This is a genomic window from Hydrogenophaga sp. (genome assembly GCF_019635465.1).
GTDB lineage: Bacteria > Pseudomonadota > Gammaproteobacteria > Burkholderiales > Burkholderiaceae_C > Hydrogenophaga.
Genome location: NZ_JAHBZK010000001.1, coordinates 133452 through 157157 on the forward strand (window position 1 = coordinate 133452; position 23706 = coordinate 157157).

Genomic DNA, 23706 nt, shown 5'->3' on the forward strand with positions numbered 1-23706 from the left:
TGGGGGGCAGCGACCCGCGCAGCGGCGGAGCGTGGGGGCCCTATTTCGCCCGCCGCGCCAGCACCTCGAAGGCCGGCAGCGTCTTGCCCTCGAGCACCTCGAGGAAGGCGCCGCCGCCGGTGGAGATGTAGCCCACGTCCTTGTCGATGCCGTACTTGGCGATCGCCGCCAGCGTGTCACCGCCGCCGGCAATGCTGAAGGCGCTGCTCTCGGCAATGGCCTGCGCGATCGCCTTGGTGCCGCCTTCGAAGGCGGCGAACTCGAACACGCCCACCGGGCCGTTCCAGACGATGGTGCCCGCGGCCTTGAGCATCGCGGCCAGCCTGGCCGCTGTCTGCGGGCCGATGTCCAGGATCAGGTCGTCGTCGGCCACGTCGCTGGCCGCCTTGACCGTCGCTTCGGCGTCGGCCGCGAAGCGCTTGGCCACCACCACGTCGCTGGGGATGGGCACGTCCGCGCCGCGCGCCTTCATGGCCGCGATCACGGCCTTGGCCTCGTCCAGCAGGTCGGGCTCGGCCAGGCTCTTGCCGATCTTCAGGCCCGCGGCCAGCATGAAGGTGTTGGCGATGCCGCCACCCACGATGAGCTGATCGACCTTGCTGGCCAGGCTTTGCAGGATGGTGAGTTTGGTGCTGACCTTGGAGCCGGCCACGATGGCCACGAGCGGGCGCTTCGGGTTGGCAAGCGCCTTTGCGATGGCATCCATCTCGGCCGCCAGCAGCGGGCCGGCGCAGGCCACGGGCGCGGTCTCGGCGATGCCGTAGGTGGTGCCTTCGGCGCGGTGCGCGGTGCCGAAGGCGTCGTGCACGAAGATGTCGCACAGCGCGCCCAGCTTCCTGGCCAGTTCGGGCTTGTTCTTCTTCTCGCCCACATTGAGGCGGCAGTTCTCCAGCAGCACCACCTCGCCCGGCGCCACCGAGAAGTCGCCGTCCACCCACTCACCGATCAGACGCACCGGCTGACCCAGCAGCTCGGCCAGGCGCACGGCCACGGGTTGCAGCGAGTCCTTGGGGTCGTATTCGCCTTCGGTGGGCCGGCCCAGGTGCGAGGTGACCATGACGGCCGCGCCGGCGTCCAGCGCCATGCGGATGGCGGGCACGCTGGCGCGGATGCGGGTGTCTTCGGTGATGCGGCCGCTTTCGTCCTGCGGCACGTTCAGGTCGGCGCGGATGAAGACGCGTTGGCCCTTGACGCGGCCTTGCGCGCAGAGGTCGGAGAAGCGGATGAAGGCAGACATGGCAGACGATCCCGGCGAATGGTGGACAAACCCCGGGATTGTAGGAAACGCGCAGCGGCGCTTGCGCGCACCTACCAGCCGAGCCCGATGTGCAGGGGCAGGTAGACAGCCATACCCGCGACGATGGTGCCCAGCACGCCGCGCTGCCAGTAGAACCACGCCGCGCCCGCCAGGGCGGCGTACAGACGCGCGTCCTGCCAGGTCTGCACCAGGCCGCCGTGGCTCATGACGACCTCGGGGATCACCACCGCCGACAGGGCCGCGATCGGCGCGTACTGCAGACCGCGCTGGGCCCAGCGCGGCAGGCTCCAGGGTTGGTTGGAGATGAAGAAGAAGCCGCGGGTCAGCACGGTGACGGCGCCCATGGCCACGATCGTCAGCAGGGTCCAGGGATCGACATCAAGCATGGCCGGCTCCAGGGGGCTGAGGGCGGAACCGCTCCAGCACCAGGCACAGTGTCACCGCGCAGGCGATGGCCACCAGGATGTTGAGCTTGAGCGGCAGGGCCCAGGTCATGACCGCGGCCAGACCCGCGACCGCGGCCGACACCATGCGCAGGCGCGAGGTGGCCAACGAGCACAGCACACCCAGCAGGGCCAGGATGCCGGCGAAGCCCAGCCCCCAGTCGGTGGGTATGGCGTTGGCCAGCGCAATGCCCAGCAGGCTGGTGCCCATCCAGGCGCCATAGTTCACGGCGCAGTTGCCCATGAGAAAGGCCTGCTGCTGCGCGATCTCTTCGCTGGTGTGACCCGGGTGGGGGTAACGCCGGGCAAAGAACACATAGCTGAGGTCGCCCGTGACGTAGCCGGTGGCCAGGCGCTCCCAGCGCGGCAGGTGCATGAGGTAGGGCCGAAGGTGCGCAGAGAACACCACAAAGCGCAGATTGACGCAGAAGGCCGCGGCCAGAATCACCCACAGCGGGGCGCCCGCCGCGATCATGGGTACCGCCGCCAGCTGCGCGCTGCCGGCGTAGACGATCAGCGTCATCAGCACCGCCTCGAACACCGACATGCCGGACTTGACCATGGCCACGCCCGTCATGAGACCCCAGGCCGCGATGCCCATGGCCACGGTGGCCTGGTCGCGCACACCTTCGAGATACTCGGGTCGGCTGCGGTGCTCGCGTTTGAGAAACAGGATCACGCGACATCTCCCAGACGCTGCCCCGCCGCAAGAGGGAAGCCGCGCAGGAAGTCTGCCGCGCCCAGGCGCTTGCCACCGGCGCGCTGCATCTGGGTGAGCCGCAGCGCACCGGCGCCACAGCCCACAACGACGCCCGAGGCGTCGGCGGCGAGCACTTCGCCGGGCGCCCCAACACCCTTGACCGGCACGGCCGCCCAGACCTTGATGGTCTCGTTGCCCTGCACAGTGCTCGCGCCCGGAAACGGATCGAAGGCGCGCACGCGTCGCTCGATTGCCTGGGCAGATAGCGTCCAGTCGATGGCCGCTTCCGCCTTGTCGATCTTGCTGGCGTAGGTCACACCATCGGCCGGTTGGGGCTCGCGATGCAAGCCACCGCAGGCCGCCAGCTCCAGGGCTTCGACGATCAGTCGGCCACCCAGCATGGCGAGCCGATCGTGCAGGCTGCCCGTGGTGTCGTCGCTGCGGATCGACTCGGCCTCGCGCAGCAGCATGTCGCCCGTGTCCAGCCCCTCGTCCATCTGCATGATGGTCACGCCTGTCTGCGCATCGCCGGCCTCGATCGCCCGGTGGATGGGCGCCGCGCCGCGCCAGCGTGGCAGCAGGGAGGCATGGATGTTCAGGCAGCCCAGCCGTGGGGCGTCCAGCACCCAGCGCGGCAGTATCAGGCCATAGGCGGCCACCACCATGACATCGGCCCTGGCTGCGGCGATGGCGTCGGCCGCCATCGCCGCATCGTCGGCGTAGCGGCCGTCGAGCCTGAGCCCACGCGGTTGCGACACGGCGATGCCCTGGTCGAGCGCGAGCTGCTTGACTGGCGAGGCCTGCAGTTTCATGCCGCGACCGGCCGGGCGATCCGGCTGCGTCATCACGAGGGCGATGTCGAAACCCGCATCGATCAGGCGCTGCAAGGCAACGCGGGCGAAATCCGGCGTACCGGCAAAAATGAGGCGCATGGGTGGCAACGGTGGTCACCCATTGCGGGTGAAGAGAGTCAGAGGCGGTCGGACAGGGCGTCGAGCAAGCGCTCGTCGGTGAACATCAGTTTGCGCACCACGCCCTGCGGGTCGATGTGCAGGTGCGCCAGACGCGGGTTGTTGAACTCGAGAAAACGGTAGTTCCAGACCTCGCCCCGAAAACTCCAGACGCGGTCGATCAGGGCCGGCCGACCAAGCTCTCGCAGCACGTCGTCACGGGTCCAGCGATCGACTGCGACGTGCTGCTCGAGCCAGCGGATGTCGAGCACTTGCTGGTTGCGCACCAGACGGCCCGAGCGGTCGAAGTCGAGATTGAAAACCTGCTGGCCGGCCGGCTGGCGCGAGTATTGCCAGCGTTCGCCATCGACCAGCGCGTACCTGCCGGTGGGCTCGCCCAGCAGCGCCTGCACTTCGGTACGCGAACTGCCCAGCGCGACGCGCTCGGGCACTCCTGCGCATGCCACCAGGGCGAGCGCCAGCACCGCCGCCCAGAACAGCTTCATGCGCGCTCGGCCTCACGCTGGGCCTTCACCAGCTTGGACTTGATACGGTTGCGCTTGAGCGGCGACAGGTACTCGACAAACACCTTGCCCATCAGGTGATCCATCTCGTGCTGGATGCACACCGCCAGCATGCCCTGGGCCTCGATGCTGCGCTCAACCCCTTCTGCGTCGAGTGCGCGCACGCGCACTGCCACCGAACGCTCGACGCCGTCGTAGATGCCCGGCACCGACAGACAGCCTTCTTCGCCCTTGCGTGTTTCTTCGCTGGCCCACTCAATCACCGGGTTGATCAGCACCAGCGGTTGGTCGCGCGCTTCGCTGACGTCGATGACGATGAGGCGCACATGAATGTCCACCTGGGTAGCTGCCAGACCGATGCCGTTGGCGTCGTACATGGTGGCCAGCATGCGCGGAATGAGCGCGCGGATGCGGTCATCGACCGCCGCCACCGTCTTGGCCACGGTGTGCAGTCGCGGGTCGGGGTAACGCAGAATGGGCAGCAATTCGGGCGGATTCATGGGGTGATGCAAGCGGTTGCGCCACCGGCCAAAACGACAACAGGCATTGGCACGGTGATGAGCGGAAAGTGCTGTCGCTATTTTCGCCACTTTTGCGACGACGCGAAATTCCCGCCCGCCATAAACATTGCGCTATCAAAGGCTTGCGCGCAGAATCAAAGGCGACTTGTCAAGACTCACGCGCCGTCGGCGACGTTCGAGGGAGCACCTCTCGACGCCTCACCACCGACCCAGCACGTGCTGCCCAGGGGCTCCCGAACATGCCATCGTCCACCCGAGTGTTTTCTTCCATCGCCAGCGCCGTCGCTTGCGTGTGCGCCGCGCAAGTGGCATTGGCCCAGACGGCGGTGGTACCGGCCGAGCAACGCTATCCCGTCACGCCGGCCCAGCGCTCGACCGCAGCACAGGTTGCGCAAGCGGGCGTTCCGCTCTCCGAACTCTCGCCCAACGCCCCAGACAGCTACACCGTCAAGAGCGGTGACACGCTTTGGGACATCTCGGGCATCTTCCTGCGCAGCCAATGGCGCTGGCCCGAGCTGTGGGGCATGAACCTCGATGACATCAAGAACCCCCACCGCATCTATCCGGGCCAGGTTCTGTATCTGATCAAGGCCGACGGCCGTGCCCGTCTGGCCACCAGCCCCGGCAACGGCGAGCCCGGCACGATCAAGGTGTCGCCGCGCACGCGCTACGAATCCCTGGCCGACAGCGCTGTGCCGCCCATCTCGCTGCAATCGATCGAATCCTTCCTCACCGAAGCGCTGGTCGTCGACGAAGACGTGCTCAACCGCGCGCCGCGCATCGTGGCCACCCATGAGGACCGCGTGCTCATCAGCCGGGGCGACCGTGCCTATGCGCGCGCCCTCTCGGCCGACACGCCAGAGGCCGAACCCCTCGCAGTGACCAACGCCCGCTCGGCGGGCTATCGGGTGTTCCGCAACGCCGAGCCGCTACGCGACCCGTCCACCAACGAGATCCTCGGCTACGAGGCCCACTACCTCGGCAAGGCCAACGTCATCCGCAGCGAAACGCGCCGCGACGGAGTCAACGCCAAGGGCGAGAAGATCACCGAGATCGTGCCCGCCAGCCTGGACATCACGGTGGCCAAGGAAGAAATGCGCGTGGGCGATCGCCTGTTGCCCGAGCCGCCGCGCACCTTCACCAATTTCGTCCCGCGCGCTCCCCAGGGCCCGCAGGCTGGCCAGATCGTGTCCGTCTACGGCAACGCCGTGACCTATGCGGCCCAGAACATGGTCGTCTCGATCAACCGGGGATCGCTCAATGGCCTTGAGCCTGGCCACGTGCTGGCGCTGCTTCGCGAGAGCAACATCGTCCCCGACACCACCGACAGCGCCAAGCCGAACCTGCGTCTGCCCGGTGAACGCAACGGCCTGATGATGGTCTTCCGCACCTTCGATCGGGTGTCTTATGCCATCGTGCTCGATATCGCCGACGGCGTGCGCGTTGGCGATCGCTTCACCAATCCCTGATTGCGGATGCCGCGTGACGAGCTGGCCGCCTGGCTGCGGCTGCTCCTGACGCCTGGCCTGGGCCGCGCCACCACGAGGCGTTTGCTGGCCGCATTCGGCTTGCCGCAGGCCGTGTGGGATCAATCCGAGTCGACCTGGGCTACGGTGGTCGGGGGGCCGCTGGCGGCCACGATGACGCGCGAACCCGAGGGCTTCGAGGCGGCGGTTGAAGCCCATGCCCGGTGGCTCGATGTGGATGAAGCCCACCATCTGGTGACGTTGGGCGACGCACGCTTTCCGTCCAACCTGCTGCAACAGGCGGACCCGCCGATCGCCTTGTTCGTGCACGGAAACCTGGACCCTTTGTTGAGCAATCCCTGCGTGGCGATCGTGGGTAGCCGCAATCCCACGCCACAAGGTACGCAGAACGCCCACGCCTTCGGCAAAGCACTGGCGCAGTCGGGACTGTGTGTTGTATCGGGTCTGGCATTGGGCATCGATGGCGCCGCCCACACGGGTGCGCTCGACGGCGGAGGCCCGACCATCGCGTTCGTGGGCACCGGCATCGACCGGGTCTACCCGGCGCGCCACCGGGCACTGGCGCATCGCATTGTCGAACAAGGGGCGCTGGTCAGCGAATACCTGCTGGGCACGCCTCCTCTGGCGCCCAACTTCCCCTCGCGCAACCGGCTCATCGCAGGCGCGTCACTGGGTACTCTGGTCGTCGAGGCCGCGCTGCAATCAGGTTCGCTGATCACCGCCAGACTGGCCAGCGAAATGGGGCGCGAGGTGTTTGCGATTCCAGGCTCCATTCATGCCACACAGGCGCGGGGCTGCCACGCCCTGATCCGGCAAGGCGCCAAGCTGGTGGAGTCTGCGCAGGACGTGCTGGAAGAGTTGCAGCTGGGTGGCCGTACGCCGTCAGACAACCCAGTCGTGATCGACAGCGCGGCGTCGAACCCCCTGCTTGAGGCCATGGGCCACGACCCGGTCGGCCTGGACGCGCTGCAGGCTCGCACCGGCCTGGACACCGCGCACCTGCAAGCGCAGCTGCTCGACCTGGAACTGGCCGGCGAAGTGGCCCGACTGCCCGGTGGCTTGCTGCAGCGACTGAGCGCAGGCTGATCCTGCGCCGGGATCAGGAGGCCAGCAAGCGCTCCGGATTGGCGTCGAGTTTGGCCAGGGCTTCGCGGGTGGCGCGCACGGTGAGCGCTTCCTCTTCGCTCGGCACCAGAAGGCCGGCTTGCAGATACGCAGCAACACGGGCCGACTGCATCAGGTAGCAGCGCCCCGCATTGCTGACGAACAGATAAAGCTGCCCATGCTGGCTTCGCCAGGCCAGTTGCACACTGCCCAGCTTGCCGTTGTGGTCCAGACCGAACCACGAGCCGATCTGCAGCTCGGCCGCCCAGGCACGCATGGCCTCGTTCGGCTGGCTGCCGCCCTGGTTGATGACCTCGATGTTGCTGGCATCCACGCCGGTAATGAGTTCGATGCTGTCCGAGTTGAGGTCGAAGTCGCCAACGCCGCCCTCGGGCAGATAGTCCTCCAGATTGGCCAGCCGCTTGGCCAGGGCATCGAGCTGATTCTGCTCAATCGACTCGGTGCGCGACATGAAGGCGTCTGCCAGGGTGTCGCTGACCTGCTTGATGTGCTGATCCTGCAGCGCCTGCGGAAAACCCAGCAGGCTCATGCCTTTGCGCAGCTGCTGCAGGATGCCTGGGAGTTGCTGGATCACGCGCGCCCGATCTTCGCGATTGGGCTTGGCGCTCGCAGCCCACAGCAGATCGGACGCGGCCTGCTTGAGCGCCTGGGTCTCGGCATGCTTGACGCCTTGCTTGACGCTGGAGACGGCCAGCACGTCCGCCCAGACCTTGAACAGGAAATCGCGCACCTCGGCACGCACCGGCACATCGTCGAGCAGTTTGCGCAGCTCGATCGTGTACTGCACCGACAGCGTCTCTTTTTGCTCGACCTGCTGCGCCACGCTGACGAATCGGCTGGCGCTGCTCTGCTCGCTGAGGTAAGTGGACAAGAACTTCTGGAACTCGTCGTACACGAGTTGAAAGACGCGCCTGCCTGTCTCGGGGTATTGCTCGATGACCTGCACCACCCGTTTGATTTCGGCCTCGAGCGCCGCCGAGCCGACGTTGGATTCGAACCCCATCACGCACGATCCCATGCGGTCGATCAGGCGCCGCGCCGGATGCTGCAGGGCACTGAAGAACTCGGGCTCGGCCAGCGCCACGCGCAGGACCGGGATCTGCAAGCGCGCAAACCACACGCGGATGCTGGGCGGAATGCGCTCTTCGGCCAGGATGGCCTGAAACATCAGCGCCACCACCTCGATCGTCGCTTTCTCGGTTGGGGTGGATGCCGCCTGCTTGAGCTCTTGCGTGCGCTGACGCAAGACGGTGGCGGTGCGCTCGACGGTGGCGGCGTCGGCATACGCCACGCCCGCGCCCGTGGCGACCGGCCCAAGCCCCGCGCCGGTCGTGGGAAACGACACCGGTCGCATCATGGCCTGCTGCAGGCCGGGGGACGGCGGCAGGATCTCCGTGGCTTCAAAGTCCGGCCCAACGCGATCGACCAGCATGCGGCGCAAGCGCCCCACGACCCCTTGCGCCCGCATGCGCGCGCGCGCCAGCGGGGAGGTGCCGGTGAGCATGCGCGTTTCCTCGTGCACGCCGCCGGTGCCAGACGGGGTACCCCGGCCGCTGTGCACCGCGCCACTGCCGTAGCCGCTACCGCGATAGCTCGACGAGGGCGCACCACCTTGGGCACCGGCCTGACCGGGCCCGCCGGCGTCCTGCACACGCCGGAACGGGGCATGGGCGCCCTGGCCACTTTCCACACGTACGGGCGTAGGCCCGGGCGAGGTGCTCGACTGGGGGTTGCGTTTGACCAGCGCCTGCAGGTCGATCTTCTCCATCACCCCGTTGGCCACAAGGTGCGCATTGGCCGACTTGTAGCCGTCCAGCAGCATGGCGGCCAGCAACGGCGCGATCTGGTCCTGCACCAAGGCCAGACCATCGCGCTCAAGCCCGGCGGATTTCCATTGCTCCACCAACAGGCGGGCAAACACGTCCGGCAACAGGATGTCGCTCTTGGAAAGCTCGGTGCGACGCTCCAGGAATTGCACCCGCAGCCGCAGGTCGTTGAGCTCGGAAGACGTCTTGTCGAGCACACGCATGGCGATGCGCGATGCCAGGATCTGGTCGTCAATGGCGCCTTCGGCCACCAGCTCCAGTTGGCCCGAAATGCTGCCCGCCTCGGTCAGCCCGGCGCGCGCCGCCAGGTGCTTCTTCATGGCGGTTCGGCATTCTTCGAGCCAGAGGCCATGGCGCTTCTTGAATGCGCCCCAGGTGTCGCGGCGAACCTGGATTTCAGGTGGTGTGCCGGACGAATCCAGCAAAGCCGTCAGGCGCTGATCGACCAGCTTGATCAGCTCCGGCAGGGTTCGGCCCATGTGCAGCACAAAGCGCTCGCGCGCCTGCTGCGCCAAGGCAAAGCCATTTGCGGGGACTGTCGACGACATCCGGGCAGTATGACACGAAGACCCCCCTTTCCACCCCGGGGAGCCCCGCTCTGCCCCGGGTTGCGGAGCCGACTATGGCGGTTACACCACGGCGCCGGCGTTCGGGTCGTCCGGATCGCCTTCCACCTTGGCCGACTTGACAAGGTCTTCGCGCTTGATGCCCAGCCACATCGCCACGGCGGCCGCCACGAACACCGACGAATAGATGCCGAAGCAGATGCCGATGGTCAGGGCCAGCGCAAAGTAGAACAGGGTGGGTCCGCCAAAGATCAGCATGGACAGCACCATCACCTGGGTGGAACCGTGGGTGATGATGGTGCGGCTGATGGTCGAGGTGATGGCGTGGTCGATGACCTCGCGCGGCGTCATCTTGCGCTGGCGCCGGAAGCTCTCGCGGATGCGGTCGAAGATCACCACCGACTCGTTGACCGAATAGCCCAGCACCGCCAGCGTGGCCGCCAGCACCGCGAGCGAGAACTCCCACTGGAAGAAGGCGAAGAAGCCCAGGATGATGACCACGTCGTGCAGGTTGGCGATGATGGCCGAGACCGCGTACTTCCACTCGAAGCGGAAGGCGAGGTAGATCATGATGCCTGCGATCACCAGGCCGAGGGCGATCAGGCCGTTTTCAACCAGCTCCTGACCCACCTGAGGCCCGACGAATTCCGACCGGCTGAGCGAGACCGTCGGATTCTGGGCCTTGAGGGCTGCGAACAGGGCTTCTGCCTGCTGTCCGGAGGTTTGTCCCTGCACCACGGGCAAGCGCAGCAACACGTCGCGTGAACTGCCGAAGTTCTGCACCGGCACTTCGGCATACCCCAGACCTTCGACCACATGCCGAACTGCAGCAAGGTCAGCGGGTTGCTCGTAGGCCACCTCGACCACCGTGCCGCCGGTGAACTCAACCGACAGGTTCAGCCCGCGGGTGACCAGAAAGAAGACGGCAAGCAAAAAAGTGACGGCCGAGATCGCGTTGAGCACGATAGCGTGCCTCATGAACGGGATGTCGCGCCGGATGCGGAAGAACTCCATGAATGGGCTCCGGAATGAACAGGGTCAGTCGGCCTTGGCCGGGGTGGCGGCGCCGTCGGCGCGCCACACGGTGCCAATCGAAAGGGACTTCAGCTTTTTCTGGCGGCCGTACCAGAAGTTCACCAGCCCGCGCGAGAAGAACACGGCCGAGAACATGCTGGTGACAATGCCCAGGCAGTGCACCACGGCAAACCCGCGCACCGGGCCGGTGCCGAACAGGAGCAGGGCCACCCCGGCGATCAACGAGGTGACGTTGGAGTCAAGGATGGTGGCCCAGGCGCTGTCGTAGCCGGCGTTGATCGCCGTCTGAGGCGACGCGCCCCGGCGCAGCTCCTCGCGCACCCGTTCGTTGATCAGCACGTTGGCATCGATGGCCATGCCCAGTGCCAGGGCCATGGCGGCCATGCCCGGCAGGGTGAGGGTGGCCTGCAACATGGACAGCACGGCCACCAGCAGCAGCAGGTTGAAGCCCAGCGCCAGACTGGAGAACACGCCGAAGACCATGTAGTAGATGCACATGAAAGCCACCACCACCAGGAAGCCCCAGGTCACGCTGTTGAAGCCTTTGGCGATGTTTTCTGCGCCCAGGCTGGGGCCGATGGTGCGCTCTTCGACGATCTCCATTGGCGCTGCCAAAGAGCCTGCGCGCAGCAACAGTGCCGTGTCGTTGGCCTCGACGGTGGTCATGGCGCCGGAGATCTGCACGCGGCCGCCCCCGATCTCCGAGCGGATCACCGGTGCCGTGACCACCTCGCCCTTGCCCTTCTCGAACAGGATGATGGCCATGCGCTTGCCGATGTTGTCGCGCGTGACGTCACGGAAGATGCGCGCACCCTTGCTGTCCAGCGTGAGGTGCACCGCGGGCTGCTGGGTCTGGCCATCAAAGCCAGCCTGGGCATCGGTGAGGTTCTCGCCAGTGAGCAGCACTTCGCGCTTGACGATCACCGGCCGACCGCCGCGCTCCAGGTACCGCTCAGAACCGAAGGGCACCGGCCCGGTGCCACGTTCGGCCGATTGGCCCTCGGTGCTTTCGTCCACCAGGCGCACTTCCAGTGTGGCGGTGCGGCCCAGGATGTCCTTGGCCTTGGCGGTGTCCTGCACGCCAGGCAGTTGCACCACGATGCGGTCGGCGCCCTGTTGCTGGATCACAGGCTCGGCCACACCCAGTTCATTGATGCGGTTGTTGAGGGTGGTGATGTTCTGCTTGAGCGCCTGCTCCTGCACAGCGCGGGCCGACTCCGGACGGATGGTGGCGCTGATGCGGATATCGCTGCCCTCGCCCGACTGAGTGAGCTGCAGCTCTTTGAACTGGGCCAGCACCAGATCGTCGATGGCATTGCGGGTGGCATCGTCGCGCGCCCGCAGTTCGATGGTTGTGCCACTGCGGGTGATGCCGCCGTGGCGGATGTTCTTTTCGCGCAGGGCGTTGCGCAGATCGGTGGCCAACACATCGGCGCGGCGCTCCAACGCGGCCTTCATGTCGACTTGCAGCATGAAATGCACACCGCCGCGCAAGTCGAGGCCCAGGTACATCGGCCGTGCGTGGAAGGCGCTCAGCCATGCCGGCGTACGCGGCACCAGGTTGAGGGCCACCACGTAGGCCGGGTCGGTCGGATCGGGGTTCAGCGCCTTGTCGACGAGGTCGCGGGCCTTGAGCTGCGTGTCGGTGTCATTGAAGCGCACACGCAATGAACCACCCTCGATCCCGATGGCGTCGACCTGCACGGACGCCGCCGCCAGCGCCTGCTCAACGCGCGTCTGGGTGGCTGGTTCGATGCGAACCGTGGCCTTGCCGGCCGAGACCTGTACCGCAGGCGCCTCCCCGAACAGATTGGGCAGCGCGTAGACGGCGCCCACCAGGAGCGTGATCACGATGATCACGTACTTCCACAACGGGTATCGGTTCATGAGAGAGCCTTGGCGATACGTTGGCAGGGGCATCAGCGCGTCGGACCAACCGATCCGCTGATGCCATTCCCCAAAAGGGGAAAGGGCCGGCACTGCCGGCCCGAACAGGCAATTGGCTTACTTCATCGTGCCCTTGGGCAGGACCTGCACGACGGCCGTGCGCTGCATCTGAACCTCCATGCCGTCGGCAAGTTCCACGCTGACGTAGGTTTCACCCAGCTTGGTCACCTTGGCCAGGAAGCCGCCAGCGGTGACGATCTCGTCGCCTTTGGCCAGCGCTTCGATCATCGACTTGTGCTCCTTCTGCCGCTTCATTTGCGGGCGAATCATCACGAAATAGAGCACCACGAACATCAGCACCAGCGGCAGCAGGCCGAGCAAGGTGGACTCGGAACCACCAGAAGCGGCTTGGGCGTAGGCAGGGGAAATCAACACGGGCAGTCTCCAGCTGGGTCAAAACAGCCCGCGATTGTATGCCGCAGGGGTATCCCTGCCGACTCAGGCGACCTGGCGCGAGCCCTCGGTGGCCTCGTCACGCCAGCGCACCAGCAGGGCGTCGCGGCGCGCCGCCACAGCACGCGCGTTGCGCTCCTTCACGTGGCCGAAGCCCTTGATCTGCTCGGGCAATCGCGCGATCTCGACCGCCAAGGCATGGCGCTCAGGCTGCAGTTGCGCCAGCACGCGCTCGATGTCGGCACGGTACTGCTCGATCAGGGCGCGCTCCATGCGGCGTTCTTCGGTCCGGCCGAAGATGTCGAAAGCGGTGCCGCGAAGCCCCTTGAAGCGGGCCAGCCAACGGAATGCCGTGAACATGAAGGGTCCGAAGGGGCGCTTGATGAGCTCGCCGCGTTCGTTCTTCCTGGCCAGCAACGGCGGCGCCAGGTGGACCTTGAGCGAGAAGTCACCCTCAAACTGGGCCGCGATCTTCTGGTGGAAGGCCGGGTCGGTGTGCAGGCGCGCCACTTCGTACTCGTCCTTGTAGGCCATGAGCTTGAACAGATTGCGCGCAACCGCTTCGGTCAGCGCGGTCTTGCCCAAGGTGGCTTCGGTCAGGCGCACCCGCTCGACAAAGGCGCGGTAGCGCTGGGCATAGTCGCTGTTCTGGTAGCCCGTGAGGAATTCGACGCGACGCTCCAGCAACTGCTCCACCGTCTCGCGCTTGCGGAACTGGATCACCTGAGCGGTGGATTGGCCCAGGCCACAAGCTGCGAGCACGGCCTGAAGATCGTGCGCAGCCCGGCGCCCCCACTCAAAGGCGGCCTTGTTCTGCTCCACCGCCACAGCATTGAGCTCGATGGCCCGCATGAGAGCGGCCTGCCCAAGAGGGATCCAACCCTTTTGCCAGGCGAAGCCCAGCATCAAGGGGTTCGTATAGAGACTGTCGCCCAGCAAACGGGTGGACAGCGCCTCCGCGTCCACCACGCCGATCGCCGTCTGACCCAGGTGGTTGACCAAGGTGTCCACACAGGCTTGCGCCGGATTGAGCCAGTCGGGGTTGTGCACAAAGGCCGCCGTGGGCGTGGCATTGCTGTTGAGTGCCACATGGGTGCGGCCCTCGCGCACGCGCTGCCAGGTCTCTTTGTTGGCGGCCACGATCGGGTCGCAGCCGATGATCAGATCGGCCGAAGCTGCCGACACGCGCGTGGTGCGGATGTTGTCCTGGCTTGCGCCGATGAGCACGTGGCTCCAGGTGGCGCCGCCTTTTTGCGCCAGGCCCGCAGCGTCCTGCGTGACGATGCCCTTGCCTTCGAGGTGAGCGGCCACGCCCAGCAGTTGCCCGATGGTGATGACGCCAGTGCCACCCACGCCGGCAACGATCACGCCCCAGGCGTCGGAGGACAGGGTCGGCAAGGTCGGGTGCGGCAGCGTGCCACCAGTCCATTCGATCTGCGCGGCACCTTTCTTCTTGCGCAGCTGGCCGCCATCGACGGTGACAAAGCTGGGGCAGAAGCCTTTGACGCAGGAGAAGTCCTTGTTGCAGGTGCTCTGGTTGATCTGGCGCTTGCGACCGAACTCGGTTTCCAGTGGCTCCACAGACAGGCAGTTGGATTGCTCACCGCAATCGCCGCAGCCCTCGCAGACCAGTTCGTTGATGACCACACGCTGGGTGGGCTCGACCATGGTGCCGCGCTTGCGGCGACGGCGCTTTTCGGTGGCGCAGGTCTGGTCGTAGATGATGACCGTGGTGCCTTCGATCTCCCGGAACTCGCGCTGAACAGCGTCCAGCGTGTCGCGGTGCTGAATCGCAATGCCGGCAGGCAGGCTCTGAACGCCGCTGTACTTCTCGGGCTCATCGGTGACGATGGTGATCTTCCTGACCCCTTCGGCGCGCATGCTTTGCGCGATCTGCACCACGCTGTGGCCCTCTGGCCGCTCGCCCACCTGCTGGCCACCGGTCATGGCCACGGCGTCGTTGTAGAGGATCTTGTAGGTGATGTTCACCCCGGCGGCGATGCTCTGGCGGATGGCCAGGATGCCGCTGTGGAAGTAGGTGCCGTCGCCCAGGTTGGCGAACATGTGCTTGTCGGTGCTGAAGGGCTGCTGACCCATCCATGGCACGCCTTCGCCACCCATCTGGGTAAAGCCCACGGTGGCGCGATCCATCCAGATCGACATGAAGTGGCAACCGATCCCCGCCATGGCGCGCGAGCCCTCGGGCACCTTGGTGCTGGTGTTGTGCGGGCAACCCGAGCAGAACCACGGCTGGCGCTCTGCGCCCGGCACGCCCTGGGTAATGAGCGTCTGCAGCGACCGCTCCTGCGCGTCGAGGATGGCCAGCTGCGCATCGATGCGGGCCATCACGTCTTCGGGCAGGTCGCCCAGACGCTTGAGGCGCTTGGCGATGGCGCGCGCGATCAGCGCCGGCGTCAGATCGGCCTTGGCGCGCAGCAACGTGTTGGCGCTGGGGTTCGGGCGCGACCACTCGCCGCCGCTGTAGTCACCCTCGTCCTGGTCAAACTTGCCAAGCACATCCGGGCGCACATCGGCGCGCCAGTTGTAGAGCTCTTCCTTGATCTGGTACTCGATGACCTGGCGCTTCTCTTCCACGACCAGAATTTCGCGCAGGCCGGTGGCGAACTCGCGCGTGGTCTGGGCCTCCAGCGGCCACACCACCGAGACCTTGTGCAGGCGAAGGCCGATGCGTCGGCAGGTGGCATCGTCCAGCCCAAGGTCGATCAGCGCCTGGCGCGTGTCGTTGTAAGCCTTGCCACTGGCGATCACGCCAAAGCGGTCATTGGGGCCGGCAATCACGTTGTGGTTGAGGCGGTTGGCGCGCACGTACGCCAGCGCGGCATACCACTTGTGATCAAACAGGCGTGCTTCCTGATCGATCGCGTTGTCGGGCCAGCGAATGTGCAGGCCACCCGGTGGCATGTCGAACTCGGGCAGCACGATCTGCACGCGCTCGGGGTCGATCAAAGCGGTGGAGCTGGACTCGACGATTTCCTGGATGGTCTTCATGCCGGCCCACACACCGGAGAAGCGGCTCATCGCAAACGCATGCAGACCCAGGTCCAGGATTTCCTGCACCGTCGCTGGGAAGAACACCGGCAGGCCGCAGGCCTTGAAAATGTGGTCGCTCTGGTGCACCGCGGTTGAACTCTTGGCGACGTGGTCGTCACCGGCCACGGCAATCACGCCACCCCAGGGGCTGGTGCCCGCCATGTTGGCGTGCTTGAACACGTCGGAACAACGGTCGACGCCTGGGCCCTTGCCGTACCAGATGCCAAAGACGCCATCAAAACGGTTGGTGCCAGGTGGCGCAAAGCCCAGTTGCTGCGTTCCCCACAACGCGGTGGCCGCCAGCTCCTCGTTCACGCCGGGCTGGAACACCACGTTCTGCTTCTTCAGATGCGGCGCCGCCTTTTGCAACGCCTGGTCATAGCCGCCGAGCGGCGAGCCGCGATAGCCGCTCACAAAGCCCGCGGTGTTCTTGCCCACCAACGCATCGCGCTGGCGCTGCAGCATGGGCAACTTCACCAGCGCCTGCACACCGCTCATGAAGGCCCGCCCGTGGTCAAGGGCGTACTTGTCGTCAAGGGTGACGGTCTCGAGGGCCTTGCGGATGTGCTCGGGCAGCGGCGCGTTCATGTGGGGGTCTCCTGTGGGTGGGGCCGGCGCCTTGTGAGCGCCAGAGCGTCGACAGGACGCGGGTGCGGTCCAGTCTGCCGCGCAGTGTATGACCGAGTTCGCGACAGGTGTTTGCGTTTCATAACCCGAATCGCGATGATTCAGAAACGTTCTTTCTGAAAATACCCCTACATGACAACAATCGACAAGTTTGATCTGGCGATTCTGCAAGAACTGCAAAGTGACGGCCGCCTCACCAACGCCGAGCTGGCCCAGCGCGTGGGCTTGTCCGCGGCCCCCTGCTGGCGCCGGGTGCGCGCACTGGAAGAAGCCGGCTTCATCAAGGGCTACCGCGCCGTGCTCGACCGCGAAAAACTGGGCCTGGGTGTGCTGGCCTTCGTGCGACTGGACGCCGACCGCAACAGCGGCGACCTGACGCGCCAGATGGAGCGGGCCATCCGCGCCATCCCGGAGGTGGTGGCCTGCCACTACATCAGCGGCTCGGGCACCTTCGAGTTGCAGGTGGTCAGTCGCGACCTGAACCACTTCAGCACCTTCGCCCGCGAGGTGCTGCTCAACCTGCCGAACGTCAAAGACCTGCACACCAGCTTCTCACTGGGCGAGGTCAAGGCCGACGGAGCACTGCCTTTGACTCAATGGCTGTCGCAAAAAGGACCACACACGGCAAAAGCCGCCCAAACTTGAGCGGCCTTTTCATCCATTTGTGCGAGAATTTCGACCGCTGGGTCAAGAAGCCGGTTCAAGTCATTGAAAAACGTGACTTTTTCGACTCTGATGGATTGCCTGGGGAGTCGGCGGTGCCTACCATGGCGCCACCTGTAGGAAAGCAGTACTTCAATCGAAAGTACACAGTCCAGCCCAAACCGTCCATCCGAAGGAATTTTTGTGAACAAGAACCTGCTTCTGAAATCCGTCCTGGCGCTGGCTGTGGCCAGCCCGCTGCTGGCGTCTGCCGAGTCCGATCTCACGGTTGGCGCCGGCTCTGCCACTGCCAAACTGAATCTGCGCATTGTCATTCCGCGCGTCCTGTTCCTGGGCGTGGGCACCGGTTCAGGCACCCCGCTGGCCGACAACAACACCGTTGACGAAATTGCGTTCGACTACACGGCGAACCCCCTTGCTGTCGGTGCAGGCGCTGGCTCGCCGGCCTCATCCATCACCAACGGCGGCGTGGTGCCGGTGCGGGTCTACGGCAACGACGGTCAAATCACCATCACGGCCACCAACCCGACCAACCTGACCAGCGGCACCGACACGATTGCCTTCTCCGACCTGTCGGTCTCCTCCAGCAGCGCTGCGCTGCCAGCACCTGCATTTGACGGCGGCACCAGCCTGCCAACCGTGGCCGGCCGTGTGACCAACCAGACCGCCAACTGGACCTACAGCTATGCCAACACCGCCACCCCGGCGTTTGGCGCTTACACGGGGACGGTCACCTACACCGCGACCATGCCTTGAGATATTGACAATCCCTTGCCGGACAGGTGGCCCAGACCATCCCGGCAATTGCCACGGAGGGTTGCCCATCGCTGCCCTCCGTTCGCTTTTTAAGAGCCGCTGTTGACGATGCCCCAACGCCACGTTGCGCTACGTTTGCTGGCCGCCTTGACGCTTGTGTTGAGCGGCTCGAGCGCTGCTTTTGCCTGGTCGCTCACCATGAGCTCGGCCAGCCGTCGGGTTTATCTTCACGTGGGCAATGGCGTTGAGGCAGGGGACAGCGGCACCATCAATGTGGTGTCGGTCACCGTGCCCAGCAATCAGCTGGGCAATGGCACACCGCTGGCCATGACCAGCAACAGCACCCAGTCCCGTAGTCTGCAGGGCGACAACTACCTGACCTGCCCGACACCCGCCAGCCAGTTGCTGATCGGCGCGTCTTACCAGCGCAACAACGCCGGTGGCGGCTCCGCGCCCATGAGCGCAACGCTGAGCGTCTCGTCGCCGGCCACGCTGATCAATACCTCGGGCGACAGCATCCCGATCTCCGAAGTCAGCTGGACGGTGAGCGCCCCCGGCAGTTCGGTGCCCAACATCATCCCGGCGGGCACCTACAACGGTGGCACCCAGTTTCTGGCCACCATCCCCGCCAACACCTACATCGAGAACTGCCACTCGTTCAGCTACGCCAACTCGGCGGTGCGCGCCGCAGGCACGTACACGGCCACGATCACCTACACCGTCACCAGCCCATGATGCCCCTGCTGCGCTGGTTCTCGATTGCAGCGATGTTGTGCGCCATTGGATCGGCCATGGCCAACCCGATCCGCCTTGACGACTCGCTGACGCACACGGTGCCGCCCAACGCGCAAATGCAGTGGCGTGGCCTGACGGCCCCACGCGACGGCGCCGCCGCCATGGAGGCCTGGGTGCGCGTCAATGTGCGTGTCGACACGCGGCCAGTGGCCAACCGCTCGGGCAAGCTCTACCTGGTGCTGGATCGCGACGAAAGCTCGCAGCTCGAGGCCACCTGGACATCGCAAGGCAAACTGCTCGCTGGACGCGTCACCTCGGGCGAACGCACCGTGGTGTTCGTCGGTACCATGCCTGACGGCACGCTGGAGGACCAGTTACTGATGCGCTTGCGCTCAGGCGCCGACTGGCAAGCCAGCACCCGACGCCTGCAATTTCACTTCGAATTCGATGCCGATTGATCAGCACTTTCGACGCCTCGTGACCTGCGCGGCATTGGCCGCCGCCAGTGCGGCACAGGGTCAGGGGTTCTCGGCCTTCATCTCGCCGCCCAGGTTCTCGTTTCAGGTCCAGCCCGGCCAGACCTCACGACAGGTGTTCGAGATCCAGCACGTGGGCCAGATTCGTGGCAGCTATCGGGTCTACACCAACGACTGGACTTTCAACGCCAATCAATCGGTGACCTTCAGCGATGCACTGACCGCCGACAGCTGCCGCCCATGGGTGGCCATCGAACGCCGAGAACTGTCCATCGACCCAGGCTCACGCTACCGCTACCGATTCGAGGTGTCGCCCCCTGCCGATGCCCAGCCTCGCGAGTGCCGCTTCGCCTTGATGGTGGAAGGCCGCGATCCCACTGGTGGCAACGTTCAGGCCAGCGGACGCATCGGGGTGATCGTGTACGTCGCCGTGGGCGATGTGGCCCCACGACTGGCGGTGGTCGGCTCGCGTGTGCAGACCATCCAGGGCAAGCCAACACCCGTCATCGACGTGCGCAACACCGGCAACGCCCATGGCCGTCTGGAAGGCTTTCTGGCCGGCACCGACGCCACCGGCAAGTCGTTGGAATTCGGCCCGGCGGATCTGCCCATCCTGCCAGGCGAAACGCGTTCGATCGCTCTGGTTGCGCTGGGTGAGGGCAATCAGCCGGCGCCCGAGGTCCGGTTTCCCGTTCGCATCCAGGGGGGCCTGGAGTGGGGCGACAAGCAACGCCTGCCCATCGACATCCGATTCGCACCATGAGGAGTGCGCGGACGGGCCATCCTCTGTCGCGCCGCCTCCCTACCACCGTTCTGGCGCTGTGCCTGAGTGCCACCGCCTGGGCGCAGCTGCCCACGCAAGCCTCGCCATATGTCGACCGCGAGATCCAGGGGCTGACCCCCGAGGCCGACGACGAGGGGCCTGCCCCGAACTACGACACCACTGGCTGGCCACGCTACCTGCGTCTGGAAACCCGGGCGTCCACATCCCCCTTCGACAGCGAAGGCAGCGCCTGGCTGGGCTTTGGCGGTTATGGGCAGATCGAGACACCCAACCACGGCGCCATTTCGTTCGACGGCCAGTACGCGCCCCGCAGCGGTGGCGGCACCTTCACGCTGCGCCAACGCGGCCTGCCCATGGGCGATGGCTGGATCGGCAACCACGAACTGGGCGTCATCAACGCGCTCGCACCGGACATCACCCGCCTGCCCTCTCGCGTATTCGTGCCTTCGGCCTACTTGCGCGGCGTGGGCGGCGAATGGATCAACGCCGACAAAGGATTGCAGCTGCAACTGGGCAGCGGCGAGCCTGGCCGCCTGGGCGTCCTGCCTGAAACGCGCTTCGACGCCACCGGTGGCCGCCGCCACACCGCCGGCCTTCAGTGGCGCCAGGCCGGCGACGCCACCAGCGGCCTTCGCGCCGGTTGGTCGATGGCCGTGCAGCACGAATCCGCCCGCGACGTGCGCGATCTCGCCAACAGCTCTGGCGCCCGCTTCGACGCCGATGCCTCGCGATTGACCTTGCGCCACGACGACGCCGACCTGCGCTGGCAGGCGCAGTGGCTGACGTCGCAACGCACCGACAAAAGCCGTTCGACCCAGGGTGGCTGGTTCGACGCCGAGTGGGGCAACGGCGCCTGGGCCCATGGCAGCGGCTTCTACCGGCTAGACGACGGCCTGAGCTGGGCTGGCCAGCCCATGGCCAGCGACCTGGAAGGCGTGTACCTGCGCAGCCGATACACCCAACGTCGGTGGTCGGTCGATGGCTCGCTGGACTTGTTGCGCTCGGTCAGTGGTCGCAGCAGCGGGGGGTACTACGCCAATGCCAATGCGCGTTGGCGCCTGTCGGGCACCGACAGCGTGGGCGGCGGCCTGGCCCTGCGCCAATTGGGGGATCGCGACTGGAACACCTACCTCGACTGGCGCAGTGCGAATGATTGGGGCCCCACCGGTCTGCGCCTTGAACTTGAAGGCGGCGAACGCCGACCGGATGTGCTGAGGTTGCTGCACGACCAGGACTGGCAGGTCTCTAACGACTGGTCGCTGTCCACCACGCTCGGCCTGGCCCGCTACGGCCGTGATCCATCAAGCGGCACGGGCGACGGCACACAAGTCTCCGGCGCGCTCAACATGAATGTGCCGCTGGGCAGCCGCGCTGGCGTGCGGGGCAGTCTGCAAATGGAGCAAGGCCCGGGCAGCCAGCGGCGGGAAAGCCTGAACCTGGGCGCCAACTGGCGAATCGACACGCACTGGTCACTCGAAGGCAGTTGGGTCTGGAGCAGCGGGCGAACCAGCCAGGCCTTCACGCTCGATCCGCTCGCCCCTCCGATCACGATCGACAACACCTTGTCCAACCGCGCCTTCTACGTGGCCCTGCGCTATGAGCTCGAGGCCGGCAGCCGCAGCGTGCCCCTGGGCGGGCGCGCCGCCGACGGTGGCGGGCGCATCGACGGCGTGGTGTTCTTCGACGAGAACCGCAACGGCCGCCAGGAGGCCAACGAAACCGGCGTACCCAACGCCACCGTGTACCTGGACAACCGCTACGCCGTGCGCACCGACAGCCAGGGCCGATTCAGCTTCCCGTTCGTGGCCACCGGCCAACGGGCCGTGACCTTGCGCGGCGACTCGCTGCCGCTGCCGTGGAACGTGGTGGGCGACGGCAGCACCGCGGCCGATGTGCCGTTGCGCGGCACGGTGCAACTCAGCCTGCCGGTACAACGCGCGGAATAAGGGGCGCCTATCGTCGGAACTGACCCCGAAAAAGGGTTCAAGTCCGGCGATTGCAGGCCGATAGTGGGGCATGACCCGCTCGGCCCGCACCCTCCTGATGCTGATTGGCCTCGCGCTCCCGCTGAGCGCGTTGCCCGAATCGCGTCTGGTCACGGGCAGCGGCCAGTCGGCCAGCGCCACGGTCAAGTTGCGCGTTGTCGTGCCACCCATCGTGCGTGTGCTGGGCAACCAGCACCCGGCGGCCATTGCGGTGGCAGACGGTTCGGCCCAGCAGGAGCTGGAGGTACTGACCACCATGCGCCAGGGCTTTTGCGCCGTGTTGAGCCTGAACACCACCGGCGTGCGCCAATGGTCGGTGCAATCGAACAGCGCCGGTGTGCAGGTAATGCGAGCCGGTGACGGCTACCGGGTATGCGCACCCCGCAACGGGCGCTACCGCGTCGCGCTGGAACACCGCTTCGAACTCGACGTTGCAGGCTCGGCGCTGACCACGGCCCAGTTGCCCTGGCCGGTGCAAACCGAGCTGAGCGCGCTCTAAGCGCTGCCCATCACTGCACCTTGGGCCACAGCGCCCACAACTGCAACGGCTGCTTGAGCGCCGCCGCCAGCTTGAAGGCTTCGTCGTTCCAGCCACCCCAGCCGGTGAACAGATCCGCGCGCACCGCGCCCTGAATGGCCCCGCCCGTGTCCTGTGCCAACACCAGGCGCTGGGTGTTGAGCACCGGACCTTGCGTGGCCAGCCAGACCGGTGTGCCGTAAGGGATGCTCAGCGGGTCGACCGCGATCGAGCGGCCCGGCGTCAAGGCCACGCCTTGCGCGCCGCGCGGCCCGAAGAAGGCGTCGAAGTCGCTCAAGGCCTCTTCGCGAAAGAACACCGTGCGCGGGTTGCTCCAGAGCATGTCGTTGAGGCGCTGCGGGTTCTGACGCGCCCAGGCCTTGATGGCGTCCCACGAGGCCTCGCGGATGGCGCCCTGGTCAAGCAACCATCGGCCCACACTTTGATAGGGCTGACCGTTGTGCGCGGCATAGGCCAGCCGCACCGGCACCACGCGCCCATCGGGTTCGCGCACCAGCAAGCGGCCCGAGCCCTGGATCTGCAGGATCAGCGCATCAATGGGGTCGGCCAGCCAGGCGATGGCGCGGCCCCTGAGCGCGGCCTGCGCCTCGGGCGAGGTGTCGATCTGCTGGCGGGTGTACCAGGCCTGCCCGTTGACCAGGCCCGGTGGCGGCGCATACAGCGGCACACGCTGGGTGGCGGTGGGAAGGCGCGAGGCCTCGAGCACCGGCTCGTAGTAGCCGGTGAGCAGCCCCTCCGGCGCGCGCCCGTCGACCTCGACCACGCGGTAGGGCTGCAGGCGTTGCTGCACCCAGGCGCGTTGTTCTTCGGGCGAACCGATGGCCAGGGGGCGGGCCTGCGCGCAGAGGGCTTCGAAGCCCGGTGCGGGCTTCTCGCAGCCGCGCAGCAAGGCGTTCCAGGCTTCGTGCAAGGCGTCCTGGCCCCAGCCCGGCAGGTCCTGCCAATCGACGGCCACCCAGCGGCTGCGGGCACGCTGCTGCACACCGGGCGCGGGCACAGGGCGAACGGCGGGCACGCTGGCCACGCTTGGCGCCGGCTCGGACACCACCACCGGCGCGCTGCCGCAGGCGACGAGGCTCCCTACAATGGCCAGCGCCGCGACCCAGGCCGCGCCACGGCCCCAACCCCTGCTGTCCATGACCCTGTTGTTGCTCGAAGCGCTTGGCGCACTGATTCTTCTGGTGTTCATCGTGTGGTGGACCATGTTCTCCGGCCGCAAGAACGGCGAGTTGCCACCGGAAGTGCAACGCGAGAAAAGCGGCGACGACCCGGCAGAGCCGCCCAAGCGCTGAGGGTTCCCGTCACGCGCAAGGGCA

The 23706-nt window shown here is 66.4% G+C and carries 22 protein-coding genes; 10 read left to right on the forward strand and 12 right to left on the reverse strand.

The features are described 5' to 3' along the window. Positions 1 to 40: 40 nt before the first annotated feature. From KF871_RS00750 to def, 6 genes are all read right to left on the reverse strand, one after another. A complete protein-coding gene (locus KF871_RS00750; protein ID WP_291136832.1) occupies positions 41 to 1237 on the reverse strand; it encodes a phosphoglycerate kinase in 1197 nt (398 codons plus the stop codon). A gap of 71 nt (positions 1238 to 1308) precedes the next feature. Further along, positions 1309 to 1644: an AzlD domain-containing protein gene (locus KF871_RS00755; RefSeq protein WP_291136836.1), complete on the reverse strand. Its 336-nt coding sequence runs from the start codon at positions 1642 to 1644 to the stop codon at positions 1309 to 1311. Then, positions 1637 to 2374, reverse strand: a complete 738-nt coding sequence (locus KF871_RS00760; protein WP_291137379.1) for an AzlC family ABC transporter permease — start codon at positions 2372 to 2374, stop codon at positions 1637 to 1639. The genes KF871_RS00755 and KF871_RS00760 overlap by 8 nt, the downstream gene beginning before the upstream one ends. A 2-nt stretch (positions 2375 to 2376) precedes the next feature. Beyond that, the gene (gene fmt / locus KF871_RS00765; protein WP_291136840.1) at positions 2377 to 3333 is read right to left on the reverse strand and encodes a methionyl-tRNA formyltransferase; all 957 of its coding nucleotides are present in this window, start codon (positions 3331 to 3333) and stop codon (positions 2377 to 2379) included. A gap of 38 nt (positions 3334 to 3371) precedes the next feature. Beyond that, positions 3372 to 3857, reverse strand: a complete 486-nt coding sequence (bamE, locus tag KF871_RS00770) for an outer membrane protein assembly factor BamE (protein ID WP_291136843.1) — start codon at positions 3855 to 3857, stop codon at positions 3372 to 3374. Then, positions 3854 to 4375, reverse strand: coding sequence for a peptide deformylase (gene def, locus KF871_RS00775; RefSeq protein WP_291136846.1), 522 nt, complete (start codon positions 4373 to 4375; stop codon positions 3854 to 3856). Before def ends, bamE begins: the two co-directional genes overlap by 4 nt. A gap of 260 nt (positions 4376 to 4635) precedes the next feature. On the opposite strand from def, the gene KF871_RS00780 reads away from it, so the two are divergent. Both KF871_RS00780 and dprA read left to right on the forward strand, forming a co-directional pair. Beyond that, positions 4636 to 5865 (forward strand): LysM peptidoglycan-binding domain-containing protein, encoded by a 1230-nt coding sequence (locus tag KF871_RS00780; RefSeq protein WP_291136849.1) that lies wholly within the window; start codon positions 4636 to 4638, stop codon positions 5863 to 5865. Between the two features lie 6 nt (positions 5866 to 5871). Next, positions 5872 to 6969, forward strand: a complete 1098-nt coding sequence (dprA, locus tag KF871_RS00785) for a DNA-processing protein DprA (protein ID WP_291137383.1) — start codon at positions 5872 to 5874, stop codon at positions 6967 to 6969. A 13-nt stretch (positions 6970 to 6982) separates the two neighbouring features. On the opposite strand, the gene KF871_RS00790 is transcribed toward dprA, so the two are convergent. The 5 genes from KF871_RS00790 to KF871_RS00810 all read right to left on the reverse strand — a co-directional run bounded on the left by KF871_RS00790 (position 6983) and on the right by KF871_RS00810 (position 16414). Continuing rightward, positions 6983 to 9382, reverse strand: coding sequence for a DUF1631 family protein (locus KF871_RS00790; RefSeq protein ID WP_291136852.1), 2400 nt, complete (start codon positions 9380 to 9382; stop codon positions 6983 to 6985). Between the two features lie 81 nt (positions 9383 to 9463). Further along, entirely contained in the window at positions 9464 to 10414 is a 951-nt protein-coding gene (gene secF / locus KF871_RS00795) for a protein translocase subunit SecF (protein ID WP_291136855.1), read from the reverse strand. A 24-nt stretch (positions 10415 to 10438) separates the two neighbouring features. Beyond that, a complete protein-coding gene (gene secD, locus KF871_RS00800; protein WP_291136858.1) occupies positions 10439 to 12322 on the reverse strand; it encodes a protein translocase subunit SecD in 1884 nt (627 codons plus the stop codon). 117 nt (positions 12323 to 12439) lie between these two features. Next, positions 12440 to 12757: a preprotein translocase subunit YajC gene (gene yajC, locus KF871_RS00805; protein WP_291136861.1), complete on the reverse strand. Its 318-nt coding sequence runs from the start codon at positions 12755 to 12757 to the stop codon at positions 12440 to 12442. A 63-nt stretch (positions 12758 to 12820) separates the two neighbouring features. Beyond that, positions 12821 to 16414, reverse strand: a complete 3594-nt coding sequence (locus KF871_RS00810; protein WP_291136864.1) for an indolepyruvate ferredoxin oxidoreductase family protein — start codon at positions 16412 to 16414, stop codon at positions 12821 to 12823. Between the two features lie 171 nt (positions 16415 to 16585). Here KF871_RS00810 and KF871_RS00815 point away from each other — a divergent pair, with 171 nt between their 5' ends. From KF871_RS00815 to KF871_RS00845, 7 genes are all read left to right on the forward strand, one after another. After that, positions 16586 to 17098 (forward strand): Lrp/AsnC family transcriptional regulator, encoded by a 513-nt coding sequence (locus tag KF871_RS00815; protein WP_291136867.1) that lies wholly within the window; start codon positions 16586 to 16588, stop codon positions 17096 to 17098. 201 nt (positions 17099 to 17299) lie between these two features. Further along, positions 17300 to 17872, forward strand: coding sequence for a hypothetical protein (locus KF871_RS00820; RefSeq protein WP_291136870.1), 573 nt, complete (start codon positions 17300 to 17302; stop codon positions 17870 to 17872). Positions 17873 to 17974: 102 nt separating this feature from the next. Then, complete coding sequence (locus tag KF871_RS00825) at positions 17975 to 18607, forward strand: hypothetical protein (protein WP_291136873.1); 633 nt, start codon at positions 17975 to 17977, stop codon at positions 18605 to 18607. After that, positions 18604 to 19065, forward strand: a complete 462-nt coding sequence (locus KF871_RS00830; protein WP_291136876.1) for a hypothetical protein — start codon at positions 18604 to 18606, stop codon at positions 19063 to 19065. Before KF871_RS00825 ends, KF871_RS00830 begins: the two co-directional genes overlap by 4 nt. After that, positions 19055 to 19846 (forward strand): hypothetical protein, encoded by a 792-nt coding sequence (locus KF871_RS00835; protein ID WP_291136879.1) that lies wholly within the window; start codon positions 19055 to 19057, stop codon positions 19844 to 19846. The genes KF871_RS00830 and KF871_RS00835 overlap by 11 nt, the downstream gene beginning before the upstream one ends. Then, positions 19843 to 21813, forward strand: coding sequence for an SdrD B-like domain-containing protein (locus KF871_RS00840; RefSeq protein WP_291136882.1), 1971 nt, complete (start codon positions 19843 to 19845; stop codon positions 21811 to 21813). Before KF871_RS00835 ends, KF871_RS00840 begins: the two co-directional genes overlap by 4 nt. 70 nt (positions 21814 to 21883) lie before the next feature. Then, positions 21884 to 22351 carry a hypothetical protein gene (locus KF871_RS00845; protein WP_291136885.1) on the forward strand — a complete coding sequence of 156 codons (468 nt, stop codon included), beginning with the start codon at positions 21884 to 21886 and terminating at the stop codon, positions 22349 to 22351. A gap of 10 nt (positions 22352 to 22361) precedes the next feature. Here KF871_RS00845 and KF871_RS00850 read toward each other — a convergent pair whose 3' ends face one another. After that, complete coding sequence (locus tag KF871_RS00850; RefSeq protein ID WP_291136888.1) at positions 22362 to 23594, reverse strand: murein transglycosylase A; 1233 nt, start codon at positions 23592 to 23594, stop codon at positions 22362 to 22364. Here KF871_RS00850 and KF871_RS00855 point away from each other — a divergent pair. Then, complete coding sequence (locus KF871_RS00855) at positions 23527 to 23682, forward strand: hypothetical protein (RefSeq protein WP_291136891.1); 156 nt, start codon at positions 23527 to 23529, stop codon at positions 23680 to 23682. The genes KF871_RS00850 and KF871_RS00855 overlap by 68 nt on opposite strands. Positions 23683 to 23706: the final 24 nt, after the last annotated feature.